General features: G+C 49.6%; 23 protein-coding genes. 13 read left to right on the top strand and 10 right to left on the bottom strand.

The window, feature by feature from the left end:
- Positions 1-58 precede the first annotated feature (58 nt).
- The 3 genes from LQ777_RS16650 to LQ777_RS16640 form a co-directional block, all read right to left on the bottom strand.
- Positions 59-763 carry a TapB family protein gene (locus LQ777_RS16650; protein WP_232559061.1) on the bottom strand — a complete coding sequence of 235 codons (705 nt, stop codon included), beginning with the start codon at positions 761-763 and terminating at the stop codon, positions 59-61.
- A gap of 144 nt (positions 764-907) precedes the next feature.
- A complete protein-coding gene (locus LQ777_RS16645; protein ID WP_232559060.1) occupies positions 908-1,108 on the bottom strand; it encodes a KH domain-containing protein in 201 nt (66 codons plus the stop codon).
- A gap of 70 nt (positions 1,109-1,178) precedes the next feature.
- Entirely contained in the window at positions 1,179-2,054 is an 876-nt protein-coding gene (locus tag LQ777_RS16640; RefSeq protein ID WP_232559059.1) for a geranylgeranylglycerol-phosphate geranylgeranyltransferase, read from the bottom strand.
- 181 nt (positions 2,055-2,235) lie between these two features.
- Between LQ777_RS16640 and bshA the strand changes: the two genes are divergently transcribed.
- The 3 genes from bshA (at position 2,236) to LQ777_RS16625 (ending at position 5,572) form a co-directional block, all read left to right on the top strand.
- Positions 2,236-3,381, top strand: coding sequence for an N-acetyl-alpha-D-glucosaminyl L-malate synthase BshA (gene bshA, locus LQ777_RS16635; protein WP_232559058.1), 1,146 nt, complete (start codon positions 2,236-2,238; stop codon positions 3,379-3,381).
- Positions 3,382-3,494: 113 nt separating this feature from the next.
- A complete protein-coding gene (locus tag LQ777_RS16630) occupies positions 3,495-4,832 on the top strand; it encodes an NAD(P)/FAD-dependent oxidoreductase (protein WP_232559057.1) in 1,338 nt (445 codons plus the stop codon).
- Positions 4,833-4,924: 92 nt separating this feature from the next.
- A complete protein-coding gene (locus LQ777_RS16625; protein ID WP_232559056.1) occupies positions 4,925-5,572 on the top strand; it encodes a sterol desaturase family protein in 648 nt (215 codons plus the stop codon).
- A 71-nt stretch (positions 5,573-5,643) separates the two neighbouring features.
- Here the strand turns inward: LQ777_RS16625 and LQ777_RS16620 are convergent, their stop codons facing one another.
- On the bottom strand, positions 5,644-6,438 hold the full coding sequence (locus LQ777_RS16620) for an alpha/beta fold hydrolase (protein ID WP_232559055.1): 795 nt from the start codon (positions 6,436-6,438) through the stop codon (positions 5,644-5,646).
- A gap of 88 nt (positions 6,439-6,526) precedes the next feature.
- On the opposite strand from LQ777_RS16620, the gene LQ777_RS16615 reads away from it, so the two are divergent.
- From LQ777_RS16615 to LQ777_RS16600, 4 genes are all read left to right on the top strand, one after another.
- On the top strand, positions 6,527-6,781 hold the full coding sequence (locus tag LQ777_RS16615) for a hypothetical protein (RefSeq protein ID WP_232559054.1): 255 nt from the start codon (positions 6,527-6,529) through the stop codon (positions 6,779-6,781).
- A 31-nt stretch (positions 6,782-6,812) separates the two neighbouring features.
- The gene (locus tag LQ777_RS16610; RefSeq protein ID WP_232559053.1) at positions 6,813-7,058 is read left to right on the top strand and encodes a hypothetical protein; all 246 of its coding nucleotides are present in this window, start codon (positions 6,813-6,815) and stop codon (positions 7,056-7,058) included.
- A gap of 74 nt (positions 7,059-7,132) precedes the next feature.
- Positions 7,133-7,522, top strand: a complete 390-nt coding sequence (locus LQ777_RS16605) for a DoxX family protein (protein ID WP_232559052.1) — start codon at positions 7,133-7,135, stop codon at positions 7,520-7,522.
- 69 nt (positions 7,523-7,591) lie between these two features.
- Entirely contained in the window at positions 7,592-8,302 is a 711-nt protein-coding gene (locus tag LQ777_RS16600) for a hypothetical protein (RefSeq protein WP_232559051.1), read from the top strand.
- An 82-nt stretch (positions 8,303-8,384) separates the two neighbouring features.
- On the opposite strand, the gene LQ777_RS16595 is transcribed toward LQ777_RS16600, so the two are convergent.
- The gene (locus tag LQ777_RS16595; protein ID WP_232559050.1) at positions 8,385-8,909 is read right to left on the bottom strand and encodes a hypothetical protein; all 525 of its coding nucleotides are present in this window, start codon (positions 8,907-8,909) and stop codon (positions 8,385-8,387) included.
- A 142-nt stretch (positions 8,910-9,051) separates the two neighbouring features.
- Here LQ777_RS16595 and sufB point away from each other — a divergent pair, with 142 nt between their 5' ends.
- From sufB to LQ777_RS16580, 3 genes are all read left to right on the top strand, one after another.
- Positions 9,052-10,530, top strand: a complete 1,479-nt coding sequence (sufB, locus tag LQ777_RS16590) for a Fe-S cluster assembly protein SufB (protein ID WP_232559049.1) — start codon at positions 9,052-9,054, stop codon at positions 10,528-10,530.
- Between the two features lie 162 nt (positions 10,531-10,692).
- Positions 10,693-11,886 carry a class I SAM-dependent rRNA methyltransferase gene (locus tag LQ777_RS16585; protein WP_232559048.1) on the top strand — a complete coding sequence of 398 codons (1,194 nt, stop codon included), beginning with the start codon at positions 10,693-10,695 and terminating at the stop codon, positions 11,884-11,886.
- Between the two features lie 218 nt (positions 11,887-12,104).
- Complete coding sequence (locus LQ777_RS16580; protein ID WP_232559047.1) at positions 12,105-13,865, top strand: pyruvate dehydrogenase complex dihydrolipoamide acetyltransferase; 1,761 nt, start codon at positions 12,105-12,107, stop codon at positions 13,863-13,865.
- Positions 13,866-14,055: 190 nt separating this feature from the next.
- On the opposite strand, the gene trxA is transcribed toward LQ777_RS16580, so the two are convergent.
- On the bottom strand, positions 14,056-14,400 hold the full coding sequence (gene trxA / locus LQ777_RS16575) for a thioredoxin (RefSeq protein ID WP_232559046.1): 345 nt from the start codon (positions 14,398-14,400) through the stop codon (positions 14,056-14,058).
- A 114-nt stretch (positions 14,401-14,514) separates the two neighbouring features.
- Complete coding sequence (locus tag LQ777_RS16570) at positions 14,515-15,366, bottom strand: sterol desaturase family protein (RefSeq protein ID WP_232559045.1); 852 nt, start codon at positions 15,364-15,366, stop codon at positions 14,515-14,517.
- 180 nt (positions 15,367-15,546) lie between these two features.
- Between LQ777_RS16570 and LQ777_RS16565 the strand changes: the two genes are divergently transcribed.
- The gene (locus LQ777_RS16565) at positions 15,547-16,065 is read left to right on the top strand and encodes an acyl-CoA thioesterase (RefSeq protein ID WP_232559044.1); all 519 of its coding nucleotides are present in this window, start codon (positions 15,547-15,549) and stop codon (positions 16,063-16,065) included.
- Between the two features lie 58 nt (positions 16,066-16,123).
- Here LQ777_RS16565 and LQ777_RS16560 read toward each other — a convergent pair whose 3' ends face one another.
- From LQ777_RS16560 to LQ777_RS16550, 3 genes are all read right to left on the bottom strand, one after another.
- On the bottom strand, positions 16,124-16,552 hold the full coding sequence (locus LQ777_RS16560) for a nuclear transport factor 2 family protein (RefSeq protein ID WP_232559043.1): 429 nt from the start codon (positions 16,550-16,552) through the stop codon (positions 16,124-16,126).
- 61 nt (positions 16,553-16,613) lie between these two features.
- Positions 16,614-17,936 carry a serine hydrolase domain-containing protein gene (locus LQ777_RS16555; RefSeq protein ID WP_232559042.1) on the bottom strand — a complete coding sequence of 441 codons (1,323 nt, stop codon included), beginning with the start codon at positions 17,934-17,936 and terminating at the stop codon, positions 16,614-16,616.
- A gap of 35 nt (positions 17,937-17,971) precedes the next feature.
- Positions 17,972-18,481, bottom strand: coding sequence for a hypothetical protein (locus tag LQ777_RS16550; RefSeq protein ID WP_232559041.1), 510 nt, complete (start codon positions 18,479-18,481; stop codon positions 17,972-17,974).
- A 599-nt stretch (positions 18,482-19,080) separates the two neighbouring features.
- On the opposite strand from LQ777_RS16550, the gene LQ777_RS16545 reads away from it, so the two are divergent.
- Together LQ777_RS16545 and dnaE are read left to right on the top strand one after the other, a co-directional pair.
- Entirely contained in the window at positions 19,081-19,401 is a 321-nt protein-coding gene (locus tag LQ777_RS16545) for a hypothetical protein (protein ID WP_232559040.1), read from the top strand.
- Between the two features lie 314 nt (positions 19,402-19,715).
- Positions 19,716-23,351, top strand: a complete 3,636-nt coding sequence (gene dnaE / locus LQ777_RS16540; RefSeq protein ID WP_232559039.1) for a DNA polymerase III subunit alpha — start codon at positions 19,716-19,718, stop codon at positions 23,349-23,351.
- The last annotated feature ends 5 nt before the right edge of the window (positions 23,352-23,356 follow it).

Raw genomic sequence — 23,356 nt, 5'->3', positions numbered from 1 at the left:
AAGTTGCGAAAGTTTTTACAATTTCGCCAATGGCCGGTATGGAGAGCCTACTGGTAGCCTAGTTGACTTTACTTAAAAGTGTGTAACCCATCAACTTACCGTTTTTGTTGTAGTTCTCCGATTTTATGTCCAGCAGTTGGTTATTGGACCGGTAGCTCACTACCCGCATGGTTCCTCGTATGGGGATAGGGATTGCCAGGGGCCGGTTTTCATAACTGATATCCGACGTGATTTTGTAGGTGTCGAAGGTGCCAGCGGGTGTTGTCACCGATTCCTGACCTTCCACTTGCCGATTACTCATCGTCATCATCATGTTCATCATTGGCGTGCCATTCGTTAGAATGTCAGCTTCCATTTTACCCTCGTCCAGCTTCTGTCCAACGCTAAGTTTGCGGGGGTAAACCAGTTTGTTGGTTTTTAGCTTCATCTCCATATCCTTCATGCTGCTTTGCATTCCCTGCGCCATGCCTGATAAATCGGCAACAAGCTCATCACCTGTGCAGGTGTAATGAATGGGGTAGGGAGGACGTTGATTGCCTTTTTCATCCTGAAATTGAGCCACAATATCCATGACCGTCGAACTCCCTTCTTTGTGAACATCTTTCACTTGATAGGTGATCTTGCCCGTTGGCTTGTCTTTGGCATTGAACGTACTCAGTTCAAAACTCATTCCCGATTTGAGGGCAATACCCATACAATCCTGCGCGCGGCTGTTCGTCAGTAAACTACCTATAAAAAGCAGGGTAAAAACAAATGTTCTCATACGCACCGAATAATTTAGCTGGTATAAAAACAAATGTATGAGGAGTCATGAATTACGCTGTAAGTCCTTGAGCGAACGGTAGTTTTTGGAGATAGTCAGAGCGCGTAACTTAACCAAATGAAACGCACTCAGAAGGGCAAACCATTACATGTCTTTTTCGAAAAACAAATAAATATAGAGAGCCGTACCAAAATTAGTGGACGTTGTCGACGTCAAACGATATCCTTGAGCCGTGTATTCATCAAGCTTTTCCTGGATCTCCTGTTTTGACTTCTTCACGATGTGATCCGAGTCAAATGTTAGTTTCGAGTAGTAAATCAGGGCTTCGACTTTGGATTCTTTCATCTTGACAGGCGTTTGGTTTTCTGTATTCTCAACGTTTCGAAGTTACGCGGTTGACTTATGCTGTCCGTCCTCACGCCCATACCATGCTCACAACACCGAGGAGCATAATGAGCTTGCAGAGATTGCTGAGGTAGCCAAAATCGCGACGCGTATCAGCCACGACAAGGCGGTAAGTAAGCCAGATGATAGGAACAAGCAACACCAGAAAAATCAGGCCGAGTCGTAGGTTACTGAGCGAATCCGCAATGAGAAACATGCCGAAGATAAACGAACCGATCAGGACGTAAAGCAGGTACTTCGTCCGGCGTAATCCCCACACAATTGGCAAGGTTCGGCAGCCGAACCGGGCGTCGCCCCGCACATCCTGCATGTCTTTGATAATCTCCCGAACGAGCGAAATCCCAAACGAAAACAAGGCGTAGATAAGCAGCATATCTGCGTTCTGGCGGTAATAAACGGCTAGGACAATGAGTGACAGAGCCGTAAGCAGCGACACCACAATGTTGCCAATAAACGGTTGCCGTTTTAACTGGGACGAATAAAGCCACAGCAGCGATACCGAAACAACATCCGTCAGGAACACCCACTTGCTCAGGTACAGACCAATCAGGCAGCCGATTACGTTCAGGAGCTGGTGCGTGCCGATGGCTACCCGGCGTTTCAAGTAACGGCCAATGACAACCCGTTCCGGTTTATTGACCAGATCGATTTTAATATCGAAATAATCATTGATAATGTAACCCGCTGCGGCAATGCATACCGTCGAGAGCGAGAGCAGCCAGATGGTCGGATCAGTAAGCAGGCGGGGCCAGGCGTCGCGCGGGCCGACCAGCACGATCCGCGCCAGAAACTGGGTCATCACCACAATCAGCAGATTCTGCACCCGGATCAGCCGCAGGAAGCCAAAAGCAAATGCCGAGAAAGGAATGGGCTGACGCGTTGACATGGTGGTTTTTTACAAAAATAACAGTTTTTGAGGAATAGGTACGTACGCTGATTGGGTTAGTGACGGATACAAAAAGCTTTTATTCTAAATTACTCGCTTAGCAAACGGGGCTTTGGGATTCTTTTCGGCCGTTTTTAGTGTTGTCCGAAAAAATCGTTCTCAGCCCGAAGGGGCTTACTGCATGAAAATCGGTATTGTTTGCTATCCAACTTTTGGAGGCAGTGGCGTAGTAGCCACCGAACTAGGTAAAGCACTGGCTAAAAACGGCCACCAGATTCACTTCATTACGTACCAACAACCACCCCGGCTCGATTTTTTCAACGAAAACGTTTTTTACCACGAAGTAAATATACCCTCGTATCCGCTCTTTCAGTATGCTCCCTATGAGTCGGCACTAGCCAGCGAAATGGTGAATGTAGTCACGAACGAAAACGTTGATCTTCTGCACGTTCACTACGCCATTCCGCACGCGTCGGCAGCGTACATGGCTAAAATGATTCTGCGTTCGCAGGGGCGTATGGTACCGGTCGTTACCACCTTGCACGGAACCGATATTACCCTCGTTGGTAAAGATGCTTCGTATGAGCCGGTAGTTACTTTTAGCATCAACGAATCCGATGGTGTTACCTCGGTTTCCGAAAATCTCCGGCAGGATACCTACGCTCATTTTAATGTTCACCGCGAGATCGAAGTTATCCCCAATTTTATCGATCTGGATCGTTTCAAGCGTCAGCAGAAAGAGCATTTCAAGAAAGCGATCTGCCCTAATGGCGAAAAGCTCATTGTGCACACCTCCAATTTCCGGCGGGTGAAACGCATCGACGATGCAGTGATGACATTCTACAACGTTCAAAAACAGTTACCGGCTAAATTACTCCTTGTCGGCGACGGACCTGAACGGGCGCGTATCGAACGGCTGGTGCGGGACCTCGGCATTTATGATCAGGTGCGGTTTCTGGGTAAGATGGACGCCGTTGAAGAAGTCTTGTCGGTAGCCGATCTCTTTGTGATGCCTTCTGAAAACGAGAGTTTTGGGCTGGCGGCTCTCGAAGCGATGGCCTGCGAAGTACCGCTGATCACATCAAACGCCGGTGGGTTGCCGGAGTTGAACGTACAGGGTGTAACAGGTTTTCTGAGCCCCGTGGGCGATGTGGATGATATGGTCAAAAATGCCTTGTATGTTCTGGATGATGAGCACCTGCCGACCTTTAAAGCCAACGCTCTGGCGCGGGCTAAAGAGTTTGAGCTATCCCGTATCCTGCCGCTTTACGAAGCGCATTACGAGCGAGTACTCAACGAAGCGCATTCTGTAGAAAAAATTAGCTAATTACGAGGGTTAATTGTGTTTAGTTAGCGATTCAGAACCATCTAGGTAAAAAGCAGTTGATTGCTGTAGGTTGTCCATGCGTAACTGACGATGAAACTGTAAACTAAAAGCGGATGAATCCAAACATACCTCAAACGGATCGAAAGCGCGTTGTGATTGTTGGCGCGGGTTTTGGTGGCCTTAAACTGGCTCGTAAATTATCGCAGGCCAAAGAGTTTCAGGTCGTATTGATCAACAAACAGAACTACCACGAATTTCAGCCGCTATATTATCAGGTTGCCACCGCCGGATTAGAGGCCAATTCAATTCTGTTTCCACTGCGGGTGGTGTTTGGCAACTGCAAAAACGTACACATTCGGGTAACGACCGTAACGGGCATTCGTACCGCCGAAAAAACGGTCGATACTGAACTTGGCCCCATCACGTACGATTACCTCGTTATCGCGACCGGAGCGGATACCAACTTCTTCAATCAGCAGAACATCATCGAAAAGGCGCTGCCGATGAAATCAGTGGCAGAAGCTATCGCCCTGCGTAACCGGATGCTGCAAAACTTCGAGGATGCGTTAAGTGTCGAGACGGAGGACGAAAAGGAAGGGTTGATGGACGTGGTGGTGGTGGGTGGTGGACCAACAGGGGTGGAGCTTTGCGGTACGCTGGCCGAAATGCGCCGGACCGTATTGCCCCAGGATTACCCCGAGCTGGATTTCAAAATGATGGATATCTATCTCATTGAGTCCGGAGGGGAGCTGCTGGGGCCGATGTCCGTTCAGTCGCAGGAGCATTCGCTCGACTACTTGCAGAAGCTGGGCGTGCATGTGCGTTTAAACACACGCGTGAAGGACTTCGACGGTCGTATCGTAACCATGAATGACGGATCAACGCTGCGGACGAATAATCTGATCTGGGCGGCTGGCGTCAAAGCGAATCCATTGGCGGGATTGCCGCCCGAAACCCTTGGACGGGGCGGACGTATCCTGGTCAATAGGTTTAATCAAGTTCAGGGTTTTACGGATATATTTGCGATTGGTGATGTCGCCTTGATGACTGAGGAGAAATGGCCGAACGGGCATCCGCAGATTGCCCAGCCTGCTATTCAGCAGGGTAAGCATCTGGCGAAAAACTTTTTTCATATCGTCCGCAACCAACCGCTGGAAGAATTTACGTATCATGATCTGGGTACAATGGCCACCATTGGTCGCGGACTAGCTGTTGTCGATTTGCCTTTTTTTAAATTTCAGGGATTTTTTGCGTGGCTAACGTGGTTGTTCGTGCACCTGATGGCGATCGTCGGCGTGAAAAACCGGCTGTCGATCTTTATAAACTGGATGTTCAATTATCTGAATTTTAGAAATTCGTTGCGCCTGATTATCAAGCCGAAACTGCCCAAAGGCAACGTTCAGGCGATGCAGGAAAAGATTTCTGACCAGTTGGAGGTAAGTAAAACGTAACCCAGATAGTAAACTAATTTTACTACCTGAGTAAGCGGACTCGTTTTTCTGTGTAATTTTGCACTATTATAATTTGTCAACGTATCTGTTTTATGGAATCAACTACCGAAAAGTTGCAAACAATGGCCGGTCACGGTAAAACCCGGCCTAAAAACAGCGGCACAAAAAAACTGTTTGATAACCCAATTCTGGAAGCACTTTCGCGCACGCACATCATGGTTCCTATTTCCATGTGGCTGGTGCTGTCCGTTTTTCTAGGTTGGTATGCGTTTACCTATACCGACATGGGTGCAAACAAAATTGCTGCTTTATTTGCAACGGGTTTGATTGTGTTTACCCTCTTTGAGTATGTTTTACACCGCTACCTCTACCATTTAACGCCTTCGACACCCCAGCGGGCAAAAATTCAGTACACCTTCCACGGTGTTCACCACGAGTACCCGAAAGACAAGACGCGGTTGGCGATGCCGCCCGCTTTAGCCATTTTCGTAGCCGGAGCCTTTTTTGGTTTCTTCTTCCTGCTTATGGGCGAAGCAGCCTATGCTTTCTTCCCCGGCTTTCTGGTGGGTTATTCGGGTTATTTGTCGACGCACTTTATTGTTCACGCTTACACTCCGCCCAAAAACTTCTTCAAGTATTTGTGGATCAACCACAGCGTGCACCACTACAAGAATCCCGAAAGTAACTACGGTGTATCGACGCCGATCTGGGACCACGTTTTCGGTTCGTACCAGAAATAGGGTTATCGATTACATAAAAAATCCCTGTTGGACTTATCCGACAGGGATTTTTTATGTTGACCAATACGCAACTAGTTTGACAGGAAACCTACAACTGTCTTTGCAAACTCCGGCGTTCGCATGGCCCCGCCATGATCACCCGGCACAATCACCAAACGGGAACCCGGAATGGCGGCTACAAGCGTTTGCGGGTCACCGTTGTCGGTATCTTTATCACCATTAACGACAAGTACCGGGACGTTGATTTTCGCCAGTTCAGCACGGGTAGTAACCGGCTGAAATTCCTGCAAGCGGGCCAGTACGACCGTATCGGCTCCCGACTTTTTGGCGTAATCAATAGCGCTCTGTAGTTCAGGATGACTCCCCGGTTTGACCAGCGCTTCGTGGAAATTCTTCCGACGAATCCAGTTCGGGTCTGAAAAATCAACACTGATGCCGCCCATCACCGCCTTTCGGATGTGTTTGTCCAGCGTAAGCAGTTTGGCGGTCAGAATAGCGCCCCGCGAATAACCAACCACATCGTAGTTCGTCAGGCCAAGGTGTTTGACGAGTGCCATCACATCCTTCAGCTCCGCGTTGTCGCGGTACGCTTCGGCTGAATGAGGTTTGTCCGACAAGCCATTCCCGCGCAAATCGAGGGTGATTACTTTAAAGCCCGCATCGGCCAGTGCCTGTCGGGTGGCCGCTCGTTTCCAACTTTCACTGGTGCTGATAAAGCCGTGTATTAGCACGACCGGCTTGCCTTCTCCCAGAATATCGTAATGAATTTTTGTGCCGTCGAATGACGTAAATAAAGGATCGCGATTTACCTGAGCATACCCCTGATAGGTAAGGAGCAGGCTAACCAGCAGAAATACTGATTTCATAATATAGTTAGGACGGACTGTGAAGGATGAGGTTTAACCTTTCGCTAGTTTACCGGGTTATCTTACAAGAAACAAATTCGCAATGATTATGACAACGCTATTAAATCCAATGCCTGGCGACGTAGAACTCATTGGTTCACGAATTGGCCGTATTGATCCCGACAACTTCCGCAATCAAAGTGGGGCGGCTATGGAAGATGGAGATGACGAAGAAGTCGTTGACGATAATGAATTGAGTGACGAGCCGACCGATGAAGACGGTGATCCAACCGGTGAACATGATCATCATCAGGATGATAACTACGCCTTGGGTGGCCATGTGACCCGCTCCGGCAGTGTTTAAACGAAAAGAGAACCTTTAACCCGATCAACTTATGAATTCCGAAAATAACTATAGCCCTGCCGAAGATGACAACCAGGGTGTTGTGCAACTACTCGCCCAAGGCGAAGAGGCTAACGCGGGTGTGTCGCAGATTGAGTACTTAAGTCCGATTACGAACCAGGGCCCTGAACCCGAGAAAGCGGAGGTCAACGATTCTGACGTTGACGCCAACGGCGTTAATGACGATTTGCTGATGGAGGAAGAAGTAGAAGACAGGGATGTGAATGAAGAGGAATAGTCAGTAACGAACAAATAGGTTTGCATCTGCCAACAATATTGTTCATTATTGACCACTACTAATTCATCGAGCACATGAACAATAATCAGTTAGCGCAGCTGGTAATGCGTATAGGGCTAGGTATCAATATGTTGATGCATGGCCTTGTCCGTATTCCCAAACTAACGACGTTTGTAGCGAAAATGGGAGCGGGGTTTTCTCAGACAATCCTGCCCAGCTTTCTGACGAATGCATTTCTGTACACGCTTCCTTTCCTGGAGTTTGCCAGCGGGGTTTTGATCTTGGTGGGGGGCCAGTTTAGCCGGTGGGGTTATCTGCTCGGTGGATGCATCATCGGCGCATTGTTATTCGGCACAACGCTAAAGGAAGATTGGACCGGAGCAGGAAACCAAATGATCTACGTTATCGCTTTTTACCTGGCTTTACGCGGATTGGGCAGTAGTGACCGAAATCGGTACCGTTGACTTTTTTCGATACGTTTCCAACGAATCCATCGCAGGGGGGCTCTGTATAGGAAACCAATCGAGTAACTAATGAAATCAACGTTGCTGTTAGTAGCCGCTTTAACCGGCAGTTTGTTTACTTTTTCCGCTTGTAATACCGAAGACGATGAAATTTCGTCGCAACCTGGGTTGCCTTATCAATCTAATTTCCAACGCGATCAGGACGGCTGGACAGCCGAAATTGTAGATTACGGTACCGCTCAGGATAGTATTATGGAATTCAAGTCGGGCTGGAAAGGCTTGCCCGCTCCTTTAGATACAACGCGTAAATCGGTTATGATCGAAAGCATGAATCGCAGCGACGACGCGTTCATGTACCTTAAAAAGAAAGTAACTGGTTTGCAGCCGAATAAAGACTATTCGCTGGTTTTTACCATTGAGTTAGCGTCGCAATATCCTGAGAATTCAATGGGTATCGGTGGTTCGCCGGGAGGCAGTGTTTATCTGAAAGCAGGCGCTACCCCCGTCGAACCCGTAAAAGAGTTGAAAGACGGCTTTTATTCACTCAACATCGACAAAGGACAGCAGATACAAGGCGGCAAGGATGCAATCGTGCTGGGAAACATAGGTACCAGTGGCGACACCGAGGGGTATAAGCTCATTACGCGTTCTAATACCGGAACTCCGTTTACGGCTCGTAGTAACGATAAAGGCGAACTTTGGCTGCTTGTCGGTACGGACTCTGGTTTTGAGGGGTTAACGACGCTCTATTACAGCAAAATTCAGGTGTCGGTAAAGTAAGCGAGTAACCTATATAATCGACTAGTTCGACTGATCGAAACAAGAGCGGGCAGGTTCTCCAACCTGCCCGCTCTTGTTTCGATCAGTCCGGGCAGTTGCCCAGGGAAGTCGTTTTATGTCGGTCAAGCAACCAGCAGTTGCCGTACACGTCGGCATAGCGAATACGCACCCGCAATGAAGAGTCAGCAAGCAGTGCCGATGTTTTTTGAACAATTGTATCGTTTTTAGCGACGAACAGCAACTCTATATCCTCACCCGATTTAAAGACATCGCCTTTCAGTACATCGCTGAATCCTTTCCCACCGGCTGTCTGAACGCCAATTTCTTCGTAGAAGAGCGAGCGCGTACTCGTGTACGTTTTTCCGCGGTAGAGTATCTCGTAGCTTTTTATGATAGCCGGACCCACCCCTTTATTCTCAAATCCAAAATGCAGTTCCTGATCCACGTTAGAGCTGATAAGCTGTAGGTATGGCCAGACCGAAGCCTGTTGCTGATCGCGGGCGATCTTTGTCTGAAAGATAGAAACAACCAAAGCGGCCAAGCTCAGAAAGGTTGCTGAGATGCCAAGCAGCAGTTCAATGTTGATGAAACGTTTGGGGGCACGCATGCAAAGAAGGGAATAGATAGGGGATTGCTCGAAATAACGGAAAGTTTCCGATATTTGTCCAACCTGCCCGGAACATACCCACCTGGCCTTTTGTTAAAAATACAACGCAACGGTGCAAAAAACCACGCGGCTAACCGAGACTATGAGCAAGGACGCTGACATTTTAGAAAGCATAACCAACGCTGAATATAAATATGGATTCGAGACGTTGATCGAAGCCGACGAAGCCCCTGCGGGCCTTGACGAAAGCACGATCCGTTTTATTTCCGCCAAGAAAAACGAGCCAGACTGGTTACTCGAAGACCGGTTGAAGGCGTTTCGGCTATGGCAGGAAATGACCGAACCCCATTGGCCTAACGTCAAATATCCCAAAATTGATTATCAGGCCATTAAGTACTATTCAGCGCCGAAGCAGAAGAAAGCGGTTAACTCCCTTGACGAGATTGACCCTGAACTGCTCGACACATTCAATCGACTGGGTATTTCGCTGAGCGAACAGAAGCGGCTTACAGGCGTAGTTGATGCGCCTGCCGGGGAGCTTCCTCGGGTGGCTGTTGATGCCGTGATGGATTCGGTATCCGTAGCGACGACGTTCAAGAAAGATCTTGCCGAGCGCGGTATCATTTTCTGCTCGATCACAGAGGCCGTTCACGAACATCCTGAACTGGTGAAGAAATACCTGGGTTCGGTTATTCCGGCCAAGGATAACTACTTTGCAGCCTTGAATGCCGCCGTGTTTACCGATGGTTCGTTCTGCTACATTCCCAAAGGCGTTCGGTGCCCAATGGAGCTTTCGACCTACTTCCGGATCAATGCCGCCGGAACCGGGCAGTTCGAGCGGACGCTGATCATTGCCGATGAAGGTTCGTACGTCAGCTACCTGGAAGGCTGTACGGCGCCGATGCGGGATGAAAATCAACTGCACGCAGCTGTCGTTGAACTGATCGCCCACGCCGACGCCGAAATCAAATACTCGACGGTTCAGAACTGGTATCCGGGCGACAAAGACGGTAAAGGCGGGATTTACAATTTTGTGACCAAGCGCGGTATCTGCGAGGGTCCAAACGCCAAAATCTCGTGGACGCAGGTTGAAACCGGTTCGGCCATCACCTGGAAATACCCTTCGGTGATCCTGAAAGGCGACAACTCGATTGGTGAATTCTATTCGGTGGCTGTTACCAACAACATGCAGCAGGCTGATACGGGTACCAAAATGGTCCACATTGGTAAGAACACCAAGAGCCGGATTGTATCGAAAGGTATTTCGGCGGGTAAGAGTCAGAATTCCTACCGGGGTCTGGTGCAAGTGCTGAAACGGGCCGAAAATGCTCGTAATTACTCTCAGTGCGATTCGCTCCTGCTGGGTGATAAATGTGGTGCGCATACGTTCCCATACCTGGAAATAAACAATCCATCGGCGACGGTAGAGCACGAAGCAACCACGTCGAAAATCGGTGAAGACCAGTTGTTCTACTGCAACCAGCGTGGTATTCCAACCGAGCAGGCCGTAGCACTGATCATCAATGGTTACGCAAAAGAAGTATTGAACCAACTCCCGATGGAGTTCGCCGTAGAAGCACAAAAGCTGCTGGCGATCAGTCTGGAAGGAAGTGTTGGTTAATAAGATAGTTGTTTGACTAACAAGAAAGCCTCTGTGGAAACATGGAGGCTTCTTTGTTTCCGGCGATTGTCGCTTATAACACAGGAATATACGATCTGCACAGATTACCTTGGTGAATGGCAAAAAACACTGATGTATCTTTGCGGTGTTTTTCGAATACGAATGTCATTTACTAAAATATATCTACAGGCTGGACGCGACGAGGCCGTCCGGCGATTTCACCCGTGGGTATTTTCGCGGGCTATTGGGCGCTATGAGGGTAATCCCGAAGATGGTGATGTGGTTGAAGTGTATGACCGGAAAGGGCATTATCTGGCCAGCGGACATTACCACGATGGCAGCATTGCTATCCGCATTTTCTCGTTTGGCGCAACCGCCGGTGGCCCTGTAACGCCCGACGTTCCTTACTGGACAAATAAATTGACCCATATCCGTAGCATCCGACAGGCGATTGTTACGGGAGAAACAAACTGTTATCGGCTCGTTCACGGCGAAGGCGATGGGTGCACGGGACTGATTATCGATATGTATAATGGCGTGGCGGTGTTGCAGGCGCATTCCATCGGTATGCACCGCGAGCGTCAGTTGATTACCGAAGCGCTAAGAAACGTATTCGGCGACGAACTAAAGGCGGTCTACGATAAAAGTGCCGACACGTTGCCTGACGAGTACGGAGCGAGTGTGATGAATGGTTATCTGTACGGTCGAACACCCGTACCACATCCCGTGCAGGAAAATAGCAGCACGTTTCTGGTCGATTGGATTACGGGACAAAAAACCGGTTTCTTTCTCGATCAGCGCGATAATCGTCAGTTGCTGGCCCAGTATGCCCACGGAAAAAGAGTGCTGAATGCGTTTTGTTATTCGGGTGGATTCTCCGTGTATGCCCTTGAGGCTGGAGCCAGTCTGGTCCATTCGGTCGATGTTTCGCAGAAAGCGATTGATCTGACGAATCAAAACGTGGCTGCTAACTTTGGGGAAACAGACAAGCATCAGGCGTACGCCGAAGATGTGATGCATTACCTGAAAGGCCATGATCATCAGTACGATGTCGTTGTCCTCGATCCACCCGCCTACGCCAAAAGCCTGTCGGCGCGGCACCGGGCCGTGCAGGGTTATAAACGCCTGAATGCTGAGGGGTTACGGCGGGTTGCTAAAGGTGGTATCCTGTTTACGTTCTCCTGCTCACAGGTTGTTGACCGGGAATTGTTTTACAACACCATCGTAGCTGCGGCTATCGAAGCGGGGCGGCAGGTGCGCGTGTTGCATCACCTGAGCCAGCCCGCCGACCACCCTGTTAGTCTGTTCCATCCGGAAGGTGGCTATCTGAAAGGGCTGGTCTTGTGGGTAGAATAAGTCCCTAATGCGAAGGGTGCCCTGAGCCGTAATTCTGGTACTATAACGAAATGCCTTTATTACTAGTTAATAGAGAAAACGCTAACTGACGATACAACATAGGGTCCTTTCCCTTAATTTTGACCCTCAACTGCAACGGCGGCTCACAACTCTGGGGCTGCTTGTCTTTGCAGGCTCGTCCGGTCTTTTTACAATTTGATATTTACCTCTAGCTGGATATGGCTGAATTAATCCGAATGCCCAAGATGAGCGACACAATGACCGAAGGCGTCATTGCGGAGTGGCACAAGAAGGTGGGCGATAAAGTAAAATCCGGCGATGTGCTGGCCGAAGTCGAAACCGATAAGGCAACGATGGACCTTGAGTCGTACGAAGAAGGTACATTGCTGTACATCGGCGTAGAAAAAGGTGCATCTGTACCGGTAGACGGCGTTCTGGCCATTATCGGAGCCGATGGAGAAGATTACAAAGCACTTCTCAACGGGTCAAGTGGTGGTAGCCAGGAAGCAGCCGCGCCGAAAGAAGAAGCCAAACCCGCTTCGAATGAAGCCGCGCCAGCACCGAGTGGTGGAGCCAGTGGCAAAACGTCAACCAACTTGCCCGATCCTAAAGCGGTATCGGCAGCCCCGGCAGAAAGCGTTAACGCATCGGTTATTCGTATGCCTAAAATGAGTGATACGATGACCGAAGGAACCATCGTAGCCTGGCATAAGAAAGAAGGCGATACCGTCAAATCGGGCGATATTCTGGCTGAAGTCGAAACGGATAAAGCCACGATGGATCTGGAAGCTTACGAAGAAGGTACACTGCTGTACGTTGGCGTAAAAGAAGGTTCTTCCGTTGCTGTAGACGACATCATTGCCGTAGTAGGCGAAAAAGGAGCCAATTTTAAAGTGCTGTTAGATGGCGGTGGCGCTCCGCAAACCGGTGGTCAGCAGGCTGATACCGGTGAAAGTGGTTCGCAGACAGCCGAACAAAATCCGCAAGCCGACCTTCCAGCGGATGCGGATACCGATCTGTCGTACGGTGGTGGCGAAGGAAGCAACCCCGAATCGAACGGTCGTATGAAAGCGTCGCCACTGGCGAAGCGCATTGCCGAGGAAAAAGGAATCAATCTGGCACAGGTGCGTGGTACAGGTCCCGAAGGACGCATTGTGAAGAGCGATGTTGAGTCATTCGTACCGAGCGCTCCGGCGGCTAAACCCGCTCCGGCACAACCTGCCCCCGCTGCACAGCCTGCTCCCGCTGCTTCGCAACCTGCGGCACCACAGCCGTCGCCTGCCGCTCCGCAACCGCAGGGTGAATACGAAGATGTGCCTGTTAGCCAGATGCGTAAGACCATTGCGCGCCGGTTGAGCGAAAGCCTGTTCACGGCTCCACACTTCTACCTGACCATGGAAATCAACATGGACAAGGCGATGGACCTGCGTACTACGGTCAATGGTGTTAGCTCGGTGAAAGTGTCGTTCAACGATTTCGTGATCAAAGCCGCTGCTTTGGCCTTGAAACAACATCCGAACGTAAACTCATCGTGGTTGGGTGATAAAATCCGGAAATATAAATACGTCAACATCGGCGTAGCCGTAGCCGTTGACGAAGGTTTATTAGTACCGGTCGTTCGTAACGCCGATCAGAAAACGCTGTCGACCATCTCGGGCGAAGTGAAAGACCTGGCTGGTAAAGCGAAGGACAAAAAACTACAGCCAAAAGACTGGGAGGGAAGCACGTTCTCGATCTCGAACTTGGGTATGTTCGGCATTGAAGAATTCACCGCGATCATCAACCCACCTGACTCGTGTATCCTGGCCGTAGGTGCTATCAAACAAACCGTTAAGGTTGAAAATGGTGAGGTGAAGCCAACCAACGTGATGAAGGTAACGCTTTCCTGCGACCACCGTGTCGTTGACGGCGCAACCGGATCGGCTTTCCTGCAAACGTTCAAGCAACTGCTCGAAGATCCAATGCGGATGTTGGTATAAGGTCAACCAGCAGTGGTGTCGGTTTCTCAAAACCGATACCGCGACGAGCTATTCATCTCTAATAATGGAGGCTTGTCTACTGTGCTGACTAAACCGTATGGTGGTGTCGGTTTCTCAAAACCGACACCACCAACAAAGCAAAACCCCGGCTGAACGTTCAGCCGGGGTTTCGCTTTATCTATTGGGGCGATTAAACCGTGGTTGGTTCAATGGCTGCCTGTAATTTCTGTTCCAGAACGTTGCGGGGAACGGCACCGATCACTTTATCGACCAACTGACCGTTTTTGAACACCATTAACGTAGGAATGCTGCGGATACCGAATTTAGCAGGAATTTGGGCGTTCTGGTCAACGTCCATTTTAGCTACAACAGCTCTGCCTTCATATTCGCCAGCGAGTTGCTCCACAACTGGGCCGATCATTTTACAAGGACCGCACCATTCGGCCCAAAAATCTACCAAAACCGGCTTATCGGAATTAATCAGTTCGTTGAAGTTCGCATCGGTCGCTTCGACGGCATGTGATCCTGCTGCCATGAGTGAAATCTGTTTATTAAGTTTAACTTGTTTCTCTCACATAAACCGTTTTCAGGGCGATTAGTTCCGAATTTGCTAGGTTGGCTGTTACTAGACTTAATGCTGAAATTCTTCCTAACCTTGTGGCGGCTCACCTACGGGCGGACGATAGTTGCTGAACGGAATTTTCAGCAAACTGCCAACCTGAGAGTGCTCGTGAGACTCCGGGTGCGTGTCAATACCGTACTTTATGTCTTTGCCCGCCATTTCGTAGTAGGTACCAAACAGGCGATCCCAATACGGAAAAATATTGCCGTAGTTGGTGTTCGTAACTGGTAAAACGTAATGATGATGGACGTGATGCATATTCGGAGTGACAATGAACAGTCCTAACAACCGGTCGGCCCAGCGCGGCAGCTCTATGTTTGCGTGGTTAAATTGAGATAAGAGTACTGATAAAGCCTGGTAGAGAAAAACAAGCCACATTGGAGCACCGACAAGTAACACGGCCAGTAGTGTAAACGCAAAGCGGATAATGCTTTCGCCAGGGTGATGGCGGTTGGCGGTGGTTGTATCGACGTAGGGGTCTGTGTGGTGAATTACATGAAATCGCCACAAAAACTTGACTTTGTGTTCAGCCCAGTGGGGTAGCCAGGCTCCAATTAAATCCAGCGACAGCAGCCCGATAAGTGCTTCAGCCCACAAGGGTAAGGAGAGCCATTGAAGTAAACCAACCTGATGCCGAATGGTCCAGTCGCTGGTGCGTAACAAGAGAAATGCCAGCAGAAAATTGACTAGAACCGTCGTAAGGGTAAAGAAAATATTGATGCCTGCGTGCGGAATTTTTCGGTAGCCTGACCCCGTCAGAGAAAAGTTGAACAAGGGAACTGCACTTTCGATCAGCCAGAAAATCGCAATGCCCCCTACCAGAATCAGGCTTCGATGCAGCGATGGAATGTGTTCAAAGTAATCGACTAAACGCTCCATAGGTTTTGTCTTACTCTTTAGTGTTATTGTCTAAATATACGATTTCTGTCGCACATATGGATTGACTCGTAGGCGGTTCTTTACGGGTTAATACCAGGCTTTAGGCATAACCGGTATTAGGTCCATTTGCCCGTTTGGGTTTTAGATCGTTGGTTTGTAGAATAATTGCTTATTCAACAAATGCCTCAACCCAAACTTGCCCGTGAGTCCATGACGGTGATGACCGAAATGGTACTTCCCAACGATACCAATACGCTCAATAACCTGATGGGAGGGCGACTTTTGCACTTCATGGACATTGCGGCCGCCATTGCCGCGCAAAAACATTCAAATCGTATTGTCGTGACGGCTTCGGTCGATAATGTGTCATTCGCTGAACCGATTCGGCTGGGCAATATTGTCACGATGAAAGCGCAGGTGACGCGGGCCTTCAGCTCGTCAATGGAGGTGTTTATTGAAGTATGGGCCGAAGACATTCCGGCGGGGATACGCGTCAGCACCAACAGCGCCTTTTACACCTTTGTAGCGGTGGATCAGAGTGGACGACCCATCGAAGTGCCAGCGGTAATTCCGGAAACAGATGAAGAAAAAGAGCGTTACGCCAGCGCGTTACGACGTCGGCAATTGCGGCTGGTATTGGCTGGACGCATGAATCCTATCGATGCCGTCGAATTGCGGGAGTACCTAAAAGTAGAGTAATCATCAGGCGCTAGTCGGCTTGTTTTTTTACTGAGCCGACCAGCGCCTGGTACAAAAATCAGTTTGGTAGCTTGAGCGACTGCCAGGCGACCATCTGCCACTGTTTGCCGTTGCGTACGTACACGTCGGTGTAGCGTAAGTGTGTGTTGATCGTTTCGCCATTGCTGACCGCTTTGACCATACATACACCATTAATGACTGCTGTATTGCCGTAAATGCGTACTTTGTGTTCTTCCATGTCGATTGCATCGTACTTCGACTTGCCATCGCGGATCGACTGAATATACGACTGCTTGGTATCGCTGCCGCCGTGTGAGTGCGTGTAAACAAGATCGTTGCTAAGTACTTTCTCGAGCACGGCGTAGTTCTTGCTAACCTGCGCATCGAAACGCTGCTTTTCGGCATCAAGTACCGCTTTTTCATCCGCCGATTGAGCGCGGACCAGTTGAATCAGTAACAGAAAAGAGAGGGTCAGAGCGTATTTCATAACCGGAAAAGTAGCCAATGCCTGATTCCTACCGTTCTGCTTATCACGGCGCTTGGTGAACTTATCTTTCCTGCATCTGGGTAATCGCCTGATAGACCAGCACTTTGAATTTATCGTTCAGGTCACCGTAGCTGTTCGGTACTTTCTGCGTGTAGAGTAAACCAACAATGCCTTCTTTCGGATCAACCCAATACGTTGTGCCGAAGAAACCGCCCCAATCGAACGAGCCCTGCGAAACGGGTAAGCGAGTCGCGCTGCGTTCGGAGGTGATGGAAAAGCCCAGGCCGAACTTGTTGGCTCCCTGATTCAGATCGCCAATCTGATTGGTTGTGATCAATCGTACTGTCGTTGGGCTAAGGAAACGTTTGCCGTTATACTCACCACCGTTCAGCATCATTTGCAGAAAAATAGCGTAATCGTACAGGGTAGACGAAAGACCCGCCCCGCCCGAATAATATGTCCCGGTTTGCGTTGGATAGTCAGCCGAAATCCCGTTAAGCGATGGGAGCAGCCGTACTTTGGTGCTAGAGTCTTCGGTGTACAAGTTCGTCAGGCGATCCTGCTTTTGCGCAGGCAGGTAAAAATAGGTATCGTTCATACCTAGCGGCTCAAACAACCGGGTACGCAGGAATTGGTCGAGGGTCTGACCGGAAAGCAGTTCGATCAAATAACCAGCAACGTCGACACTCAAGCCGTAAGTCCAGCGGTCGCCGGGTTGATGAATCAAAGGTAGCGAGGCCAATCGGTTCATGGCTTCGGCCAGCGTACCGCCGGGTGCCCCGATACCACTCGGAATGTCTTTTTTAGCGTAAATCGCGACAGCTTCTTTGGTGCCAATGCTGGGGTAACTAATGCCGGAGGTGTGTGTCAGCAGGTGACGAATGGTGATCTCGCGCTTGGCCGGAACCGTCGTGTAGGTCGTATCTTTCTCGTTGTACTTGTCCAGCACCTTAGGATTCTTAAAGGCCGGAATGTATTTCGAAATCGGGTCATCGAGCAAAAATTTTCCTTCTTCGAACAGCATCATCAGGCCGATACTCGTGATTGCTTTGGTCTGCGACGCAATGCGAAAAATAGCGTCGCGTTTGAGGGGCGTTTTCGTTCGAATGTCATCCTGACCGTACGCTTTGTGGTAGACAATTCTGCCATTGCGCGCAACCAGCACGGCCACCCCCGCCTGACGACCTTGGGCAACGTAATCGTTGATAACAGCATCCATTCGTTGCAGTCGGGTGGTACTCATACCGACGGATTCGGCCGAGGCTTCCTGCAAGATCGTCTGCTTAGCAATAGCCTGAGTAGCGGTAGAGCGTGGGAGCGTTGATTGCGCCCAGGACGACAAAAAAAGACCGGCTATCAGGCCGGTCAGGATGATTTTTTTCATGGAAGAACCGGATCTAGGAACCGGTACGAAGATAATTAATTTCGTGAGCCAGTGAAGAGTTCAGACCGGCTGATGGACGTTCCTTTTTCCAGCGTTTGGGTTGTGGCCCTGAGGGCAACTGAGTTTTTTCCCGTTGCCTGATCGACACCAAACACACCCGTTGCCTGATAGCTTCCGGTGTAGGTATTGTTGGGTGGTATAAAAATCTGGCTACTGGATTTGTCGATTACCGTAAAATCGCTGCCGTTCAGTTCTGCGGTTACCTTGAGCGATTGCTGCGGTGCTTCGATATAAATTTCTTTTGAACCGGAGCCTTTTGTAACGATGATACTAGCCGCGCCGTATTCGGCATTCAGTGGTATCGAACCGATGGTGATGATGCTTTGGTAACCCCGATCACCTCCGTTGTATGTACCGACGTACTGATCGCGGGGGTCAACATCAGGATCCGATGAAGATTTCTTACAGGCAGTCGTTAACGAGCCGACGACCGATGCGACTATCAGCAACGTACGGACTGACCGGAAAGTATGTTGAGTATTCATGATTGACTATGTGGGTTGTATCGAAACGTTTTCTATCAAACGCCGTGCCGTGTTTGTCAAGTATATAGACGCCCAAAAAAGGGTAGATTGCTGTCCGATCGCGACAGAGCCAAACGCTATAATCCCGTTGTGTTCATTCGTTTTGACGACCGTAAGCGTTGTCTGCCGATTTGTAAAGTATCTAAACAGATTACTGAGCTTATGAGAATGTACTATAATGTACTATTCAGACCAAAAGTAGTGGGAGATCAACTTATTGCCACAGGCAGATTACCTACGCACACGTATCAAATCTGCCATCCAAATACGTTACGGTGGAAAAAGGGTGGTTATACAACTCATGCTGACGAACTTATACGAACGTTAGTCCATCGCATGAATCAATAAATTGTCGATTTATGATAGATTGGGGCTTCTTGTCGTCCCTCAATTGGCAAGGAGTTACTAGCTGACTTATCTTTTGAATAGAAGACCAGAATTTCTGATTTATGAACCAATTCTACTAACACTCTTTTGTCTGCTGAGTTGTTAATGGAGCCAGTAGGCTACACCAGGCCCGACGGGCACCTCACACAATCGAATATCAATCGTTCAGTAATATGCTCATCGAATTGTATGCAAACCCCGGTTTTCAGGCCGTAGCATTGCCGGAATCGCCCATTTCCAGTCTTAATGGAGAATTGCCTGATGAAGAAACGGGTCTTGAACTGGGTGATCTGCTGGGTAGTTTCTCCTCCCGGGAAGAAGCCATAGCCGCTATCACGCAACAAGTGAGCGAACAGAATGGGCAGGTTACGGAGAGCCACAGTGCTCCTTTCAACGACTACAGTCATGTGGAATGGTTGACCGTAACGGTTCAGACGGCTAACCAGCAGACCGAAAGCCGGGCCTATTATCTGGTTACTGACGAAGGCTACTGAACCTGAACAGGCAACGAACTGAATCCAAGAACAAAATCGGGAGTTTTTAGGAATACCTCGAAAACGCTGGTCAACGGACGGGCTGGTAAAGCCTGTTGCCGCCACGCGTTGTCGTCACGCAGAAAACGAGATTGCTCTGGTTAAAATCACCTCACTGGCTACCGGTGGGGTGAATTTTTTTGGGGTATGATGTGGTTATCTACACGCGGTTGTCAATCAGTCCATTAGCAGAATCTTTCTAAAATTCTGCGCTCATCGTTGCCTGTTACCCGTGTAATGTGGCTATTTTTAACCCAGTAATCTGCGGACCAGTTATGCAATTCTCTCATCTCCATACCCACACTCAATACTCGCTGCTCGACGGGCAGGCTGACATCAAGAAGCTGATTAAGAAGGCTAAAGGTGACAATATGCCCGCCGTAGCGATCACCGATCATGGTAATATGTTCGGCGTTTTTGAGTTTGTGGCCGAAGCGAGCAAGCAAGGGATCAAACCCATTGTTGGCTGTGAGTTTTACGTGGTAGAGGACCATACGCGTAAGCAGTTCACCAAAGAGCAAAAAGATATTCGGTATCACCAGCTGCTGCTGGCGAAGAACCCGCAGGGGTACAAAAATCTGGCGAAGCTTTGCTCGCTGGGGTACATGGAAGGCTTGTACGGCAAGTATCCACGGGTAACCAAGGAACTAATCGACAAGTATAAGGAAGGGCTGATTGCAACGACCTGCTGCATCGGGGCCATCGTGCCGAAAACGATCCTTAAAAAAGGCGAAGAAGCCGGAGAAGCCGAATTCAAATGGTGGCTCGACCGCTTTGGTGAAGATTATTACGTTGAGCTACAGCGGCATGAGATTCCTGACCAGATCAAAGCCAACGAAGTGCTGGTCAAGCTCGCCCGCAAATACAACGTCAAGATCATCGCGTCGAACGATTCGCACTACGTTGACCGTGACGATTGGGTTGCCCACGATATTCTGCTGTGTGTGAACACGGGCGAGAAGCAAAGCACACCGTCGATGAAGGAATTCAACGACGATGAAGCAATGCCTAAAAATACGCGCTTTGCGTTTTTCTCCGATCAGTTCTATTTCAAGAACACGCAGGAGATGACGACGCTGTTCCATGACCTGCCCGAAGCCATCGACAATACCAACGAGATTGTCGATAAGGTCGAAGTCTTGAAGCTCAAGCGTGACATTTTATTGCCCAACTTCCCGATCCCAAGGGAGTTTCAGATTCATACCGACGACGTTGCCAACCAGTGGGAGTACCTCAAGCACTTGACCTATACCGGTGCCAAAGAACGCTGGGGTGACATTGATCAGACCGCCCAGGAGCGCCTTGACTTCGAATTGTTTACGATCAAGACAATGGGTTTTGCCGGGTACTTTCTTATCGTGGCCGATTTCATCAAGGCTGGTCGTGATCTGGGCGTAATGGTGGGTCCTGGTCGGGGAAGTGCCGCCGGAAGCGCCGTGGCCTATTGCATCGGTATTACCAACATTGACCCCATTAAATACGACTTGCTGTTCGAGCGGTTCCTTAACCCCGACCGGAAGTCAATGCCCGATATTGATACTGACTTTGACGATGAAGGTCGTCAGCGGGTAATTGACTACGTAGTTGATAAGTACGGGAAACAGCAGGTAGCGGCTATTGTTACCTATGGTACGATGGCGGCCAAATCGGCTATTAAAGACGTGAGCCGGGTAATGGACCTACCCTTGTCGGATGCCAACGCGCTGGCCAAGCTTGTACCCGACAAGCCGACCTACAACATGACCCTCCGTCGGATTTTCGAAGATCCTATCGACGGCCCCGGCGGACTAGCCAACGTGATTCAGCCGGAGGAGGTTGAGAATGTGCGACGAATGCGGGCGCTGGAATCGGGCGATCAGAACGTGGGTCGAACCATGAAGCTGATCGATACCGAGAAAGTGCAGAACGTATTGCAACAGGCGCGTCGGCTGGAAGGTACAGTGCGGAACACGGGCGTCCATGCTGCGGGAATCATCATTGCCCCCGACGACTTATCGAACATCGTACCCGTTTCGACCTCGAAAGATACCAACCTGATCATCACGCAGTACGAAGGAAAAGTCATTGAAGACGCGGGCGTTATCAAGATGGACTTTCTGGGGCTGCGCAACCTGACGATCATCAAGGAGTGTCTGCGGCTTATCAAGCAAAACCACGGCGGTTTGTTCGTCAATGGTGTCGAAACCGGTATCGACGACATTCCACTGGACGATCCGAAAGCGTACGAACTGTTTCAGCGGGGTGAAACCAATGCGATTTTCCAGTTCGAATCCGACGGAATGAAAAAGCACATGAAGGACCTGAAGCCTGACCGCTTTGAGGACCTCATTGCCATGAACGCCCTGTATCGTCCGGGTCCGATTCAATACATCCCGAATTACATCAACCGCAAGCACGGTCGCGAAGAAGTCAAATACGACCTTCCCGAAATGGAAGAGTTTCTGGCGGATACGTACGGCATTACGGTATACCAGGAGCAGCTGATGCTGCTGTCGCAGAAGCTCGGCAACTTCACGAAGGGGGACGCCGACGTACTGCGGAAAGCGATGGGTAAGAAAGACCGCGCGACGCTTGACAAGATGAAGGGCAAATTCATGGATGGCTGTTCGGCCAACAAACTGAATTTGAAAACCTGCGAGAAAGTCTGGACGGACTGGGAAGCATTTGCGTCGTACGCCTTCAACAAGTCGCACTCAACCTGTTACGCCTTCGTTGCGTACCAGACTGCTTACCTTAAAACCTACTATCGGTCGGAATACATGGCTGCCGTATTGACGAGCTGCCTGGGCAACATTGAAAAAATTACGTTCTTCCTCGAAGAGTGTAAAAACCTGGGTATTCCGGTACTCGGCCCCGACGTGAACGAATCGGAGCGCGTGTTTGGCGTAAACCAGAAAGGCGAAATCCGGTTTGGACTTGGTGGTATCAAAGGAGCGGGTGATGCCGCCGTTGAAGCCGTTATCGAAGAACGAATAGCCGGTGGGGCGTACAAGGATATTTTCGATTTTGCCATTCGGGTTAATCTGCGCACCGTCAATAAAAAAACGTGGGAATCGCTGGCTTACGCGGGCGCATTCGATAGCATTGACGAATACCACCGGGCGCAATATTTTGATCTGGGCGAAGGCGATACATCGCCTTTTCTGGAGAAAATTATTCGTTACGCCAACAATTACCATACCGAGAAAGCAGCCGCTCAACAGTCGCTATTTGGTGCCATGATGGGAGGTGAACCCATGCTCAGCCGCCCTAAACCACCGACCGTACCGCAGTGGAACCAGATCGAAAAGCTTAAATTCGAGAAAGATGTCGTCGGTTTCTACATCACGGGGCACCCACTGGACGAATTCAAACTCGAACTCGATGGCTTCTGCAACTGCACGTTAGACAAGATTTTTGAAGTCAAGTCGCCCGAAATCAAGGTAGCGGGTATTGTGTCGTCGATGCAAACGAAGATCGCCAAAAACGGTAACCCGTTCTGCATTTTTAAGATCGAAGATTACAGCACGGCGGTAGAACTAGCCCTCTTCGGTGACGATTATGTGCGGATGGGTCAGTATATCGATGTTGGTCGCTTCCTGCACATCACGGGTAAAACGCAGAATCGCTGGAACTCTGATCAGCTGGAGTTTAAGGCCACGAATATTCGTTTGCTGAACGACATGCGCGAAAAATTCTGCAAAGAAATCAAGGTGTCGCTGACACTCGATGTGCTGAATGCCCAGTTGATTGCTCAGATCAATGAACTGGTCAATGCGCATCCGGGTACCTGTACGTTGTCGCTCAATGTTGTCGATCCTACCGAACGCCTTGAGGTCAGTTTACAGTCGCGGACGTTAAAAGTTTTTCCGGCTAACACATTTCTTCGGGCGTTGGAAGCGATGGACGGCGTAAGCTGTAAGGTGGCGTAGGAGCG

The organism is Spirosoma oryzicola (assembly GCF_021233055.1).
Taxonomy (GTDB): Bacteria; Bacteroidota; Bacteroidia; order Cytophagales; family Spirosomataceae; genus Spirosoma; species Spirosoma oryzicola.
This window is presented reverse-complemented; position numbering and strand designations above follow the sequence as displayed.

What these genes read in the sequence shown, in the direction of transcription:
- LQ777_RS16555 (WP_232559042.1), bottom strand. Translation starts at nt 17,936, where the DNA reads ATGAAAAAAATCATCCTGACCGGCCTGATAGCCGGTCTTTTTTTGTCG.
- LQ777_RS16560 (WP_232559043.1), bottom strand. Translation starts at nt 16,552, where the DNA reads ATGAAATACGCTCTGACCCTCTCTTTTCTGTTACTGATTCAACTGGTC.
- LQ777_RS16585 (WP_232559048.1), top strand. Translation starts at nt 10,693, where the DNA reads ATGTCATTTACTAAAATATATCTACAGGCTGGACGCGACGAGGCCGTC.
- LQ777_RS16545 (WP_232559040.1), top strand. Translation starts at nt 19,081, where the DNA reads ATGCTCATCGAATTGTATGCAAACCCCGGTTTTCAGGCCGTAGCATTG.
- LQ777_RS16570 (WP_232559045.1), bottom strand. Translation starts at nt 15,366, where the DNA reads ATGGAGCGTTTAGTCGATTACTTTGAACACATTCCATCGCTGCATCGA.
- trxA (WP_232559046.1), bottom strand. Translation starts at nt 14,400, where the DNA reads ATGGCAGCAGGATCACATGCCGTCGAAGCGACCGATGCGAACTTCAAC.
- dnaE (WP_232559039.1), top strand. Translation starts at nt 19,716, where the DNA reads ATGCAATTCTCTCATCTCCATACCCACACTCAATACTCGCTGCTCGAC.
- LQ777_RS16625 (WP_232559056.1), top strand. Translation starts at nt 4,925, where the DNA reads ATGGAATCAACTACCGAAAAGTTGCAAACAATGGCCGGTCACGGTAAA.
- LQ777_RS16565 (WP_232559044.1), top strand. Translation starts at nt 15,547, where the DNA reads ATGCCTCAACCCAAACTTGCCCGTGAGTCCATGACGGTGATGACCGAA.
- bshA (WP_232559058.1), top strand. Translation starts at nt 2,236, where the DNA reads ATGAAAATCGGTATTGTTTGCTATCCAACTTTTGGAGGCAGTGGCGTA.
- LQ777_RS16595 (WP_232559050.1), bottom strand. Translation starts at nt 8,909, where the DNA reads ATGCGTGCCCCCAAACGTTTCATCAACATTGAACTGCTGCTTGGCATC.
- LQ777_RS16630 (WP_232559057.1), top strand. Translation starts at nt 3,495, where the DNA reads ATGAATCCAAACATACCTCAAACGGATCGAAAGCGCGTTGTGATTGTT.
- LQ777_RS16640 (WP_232559059.1), bottom strand. Translation starts at nt 2,054, where the DNA reads ATGTCAACGCGTCAGCCCATTCCTTTCTCGGCATTTGCTTTTGGCTTC.
- LQ777_RS16620 (WP_232559055.1), bottom strand. Translation starts at nt 6,438, where the DNA reads ATGAAATCAGTATTTCTGCTGGTTAGCCTGCTCCTTACCTATCAGGGG.
- LQ777_RS16650 (WP_232559061.1), bottom strand. Translation starts at nt 763, where the DNA reads ATGAGAACATTTGTTTTTACCCTGCTTTTTATAGGTAGTTTACTGACG.
- LQ777_RS16600 (WP_232559051.1), top strand. Translation starts at nt 7,592, where the DNA reads ATGAAATCAACGTTGCTGTTAGTAGCCGCTTTAACCGGCAGTTTGTTT.
- LQ777_RS16550 (WP_232559041.1), bottom strand. Translation starts at nt 18,481, where the DNA reads ATGAATACTCAACATACTTTCCGGTCAGTCCGTACGTTGCTGATAGTC.
- LQ777_RS16605 (WP_232559052.1), top strand. Translation starts at nt 7,133, where the DNA reads ATGAACAATAATCAGTTAGCGCAGCTGGTAATGCGTATAGGGCTAGGT.
- LQ777_RS16580 (WP_232559047.1), top strand. Translation starts at nt 12,105, where the DNA reads ATGGCTGAATTAATCCGAATGCCCAAGATGAGCGACACAATGACCGAA.
- sufB (WP_232559049.1), top strand. Translation starts at nt 9,052, where the DNA reads ATGAGCAAGGACGCTGACATTTTAGAAAGCATAACCAACGCTGAATAT.
- LQ777_RS16610 (WP_232559053.1), top strand. Translation starts at nt 6,813, where the DNA reads ATGAATTCCGAAAATAACTATAGCCCTGCCGAAGATGACAACCAGGGT.
- LQ777_RS16645 (WP_232559060.1), bottom strand. Translation starts at nt 1,108, where the DNA reads ATGAAAGAATCCAAAGTCGAAGCCCTGATTTACTACTCGAAACTAACA.
- LQ777_RS16615 (WP_232559054.1), top strand. Translation starts at nt 6,527, where the DNA reads ATGACAACGCTATTAAATCCAATGCCTGGCGACGTAGAACTCATTGGT.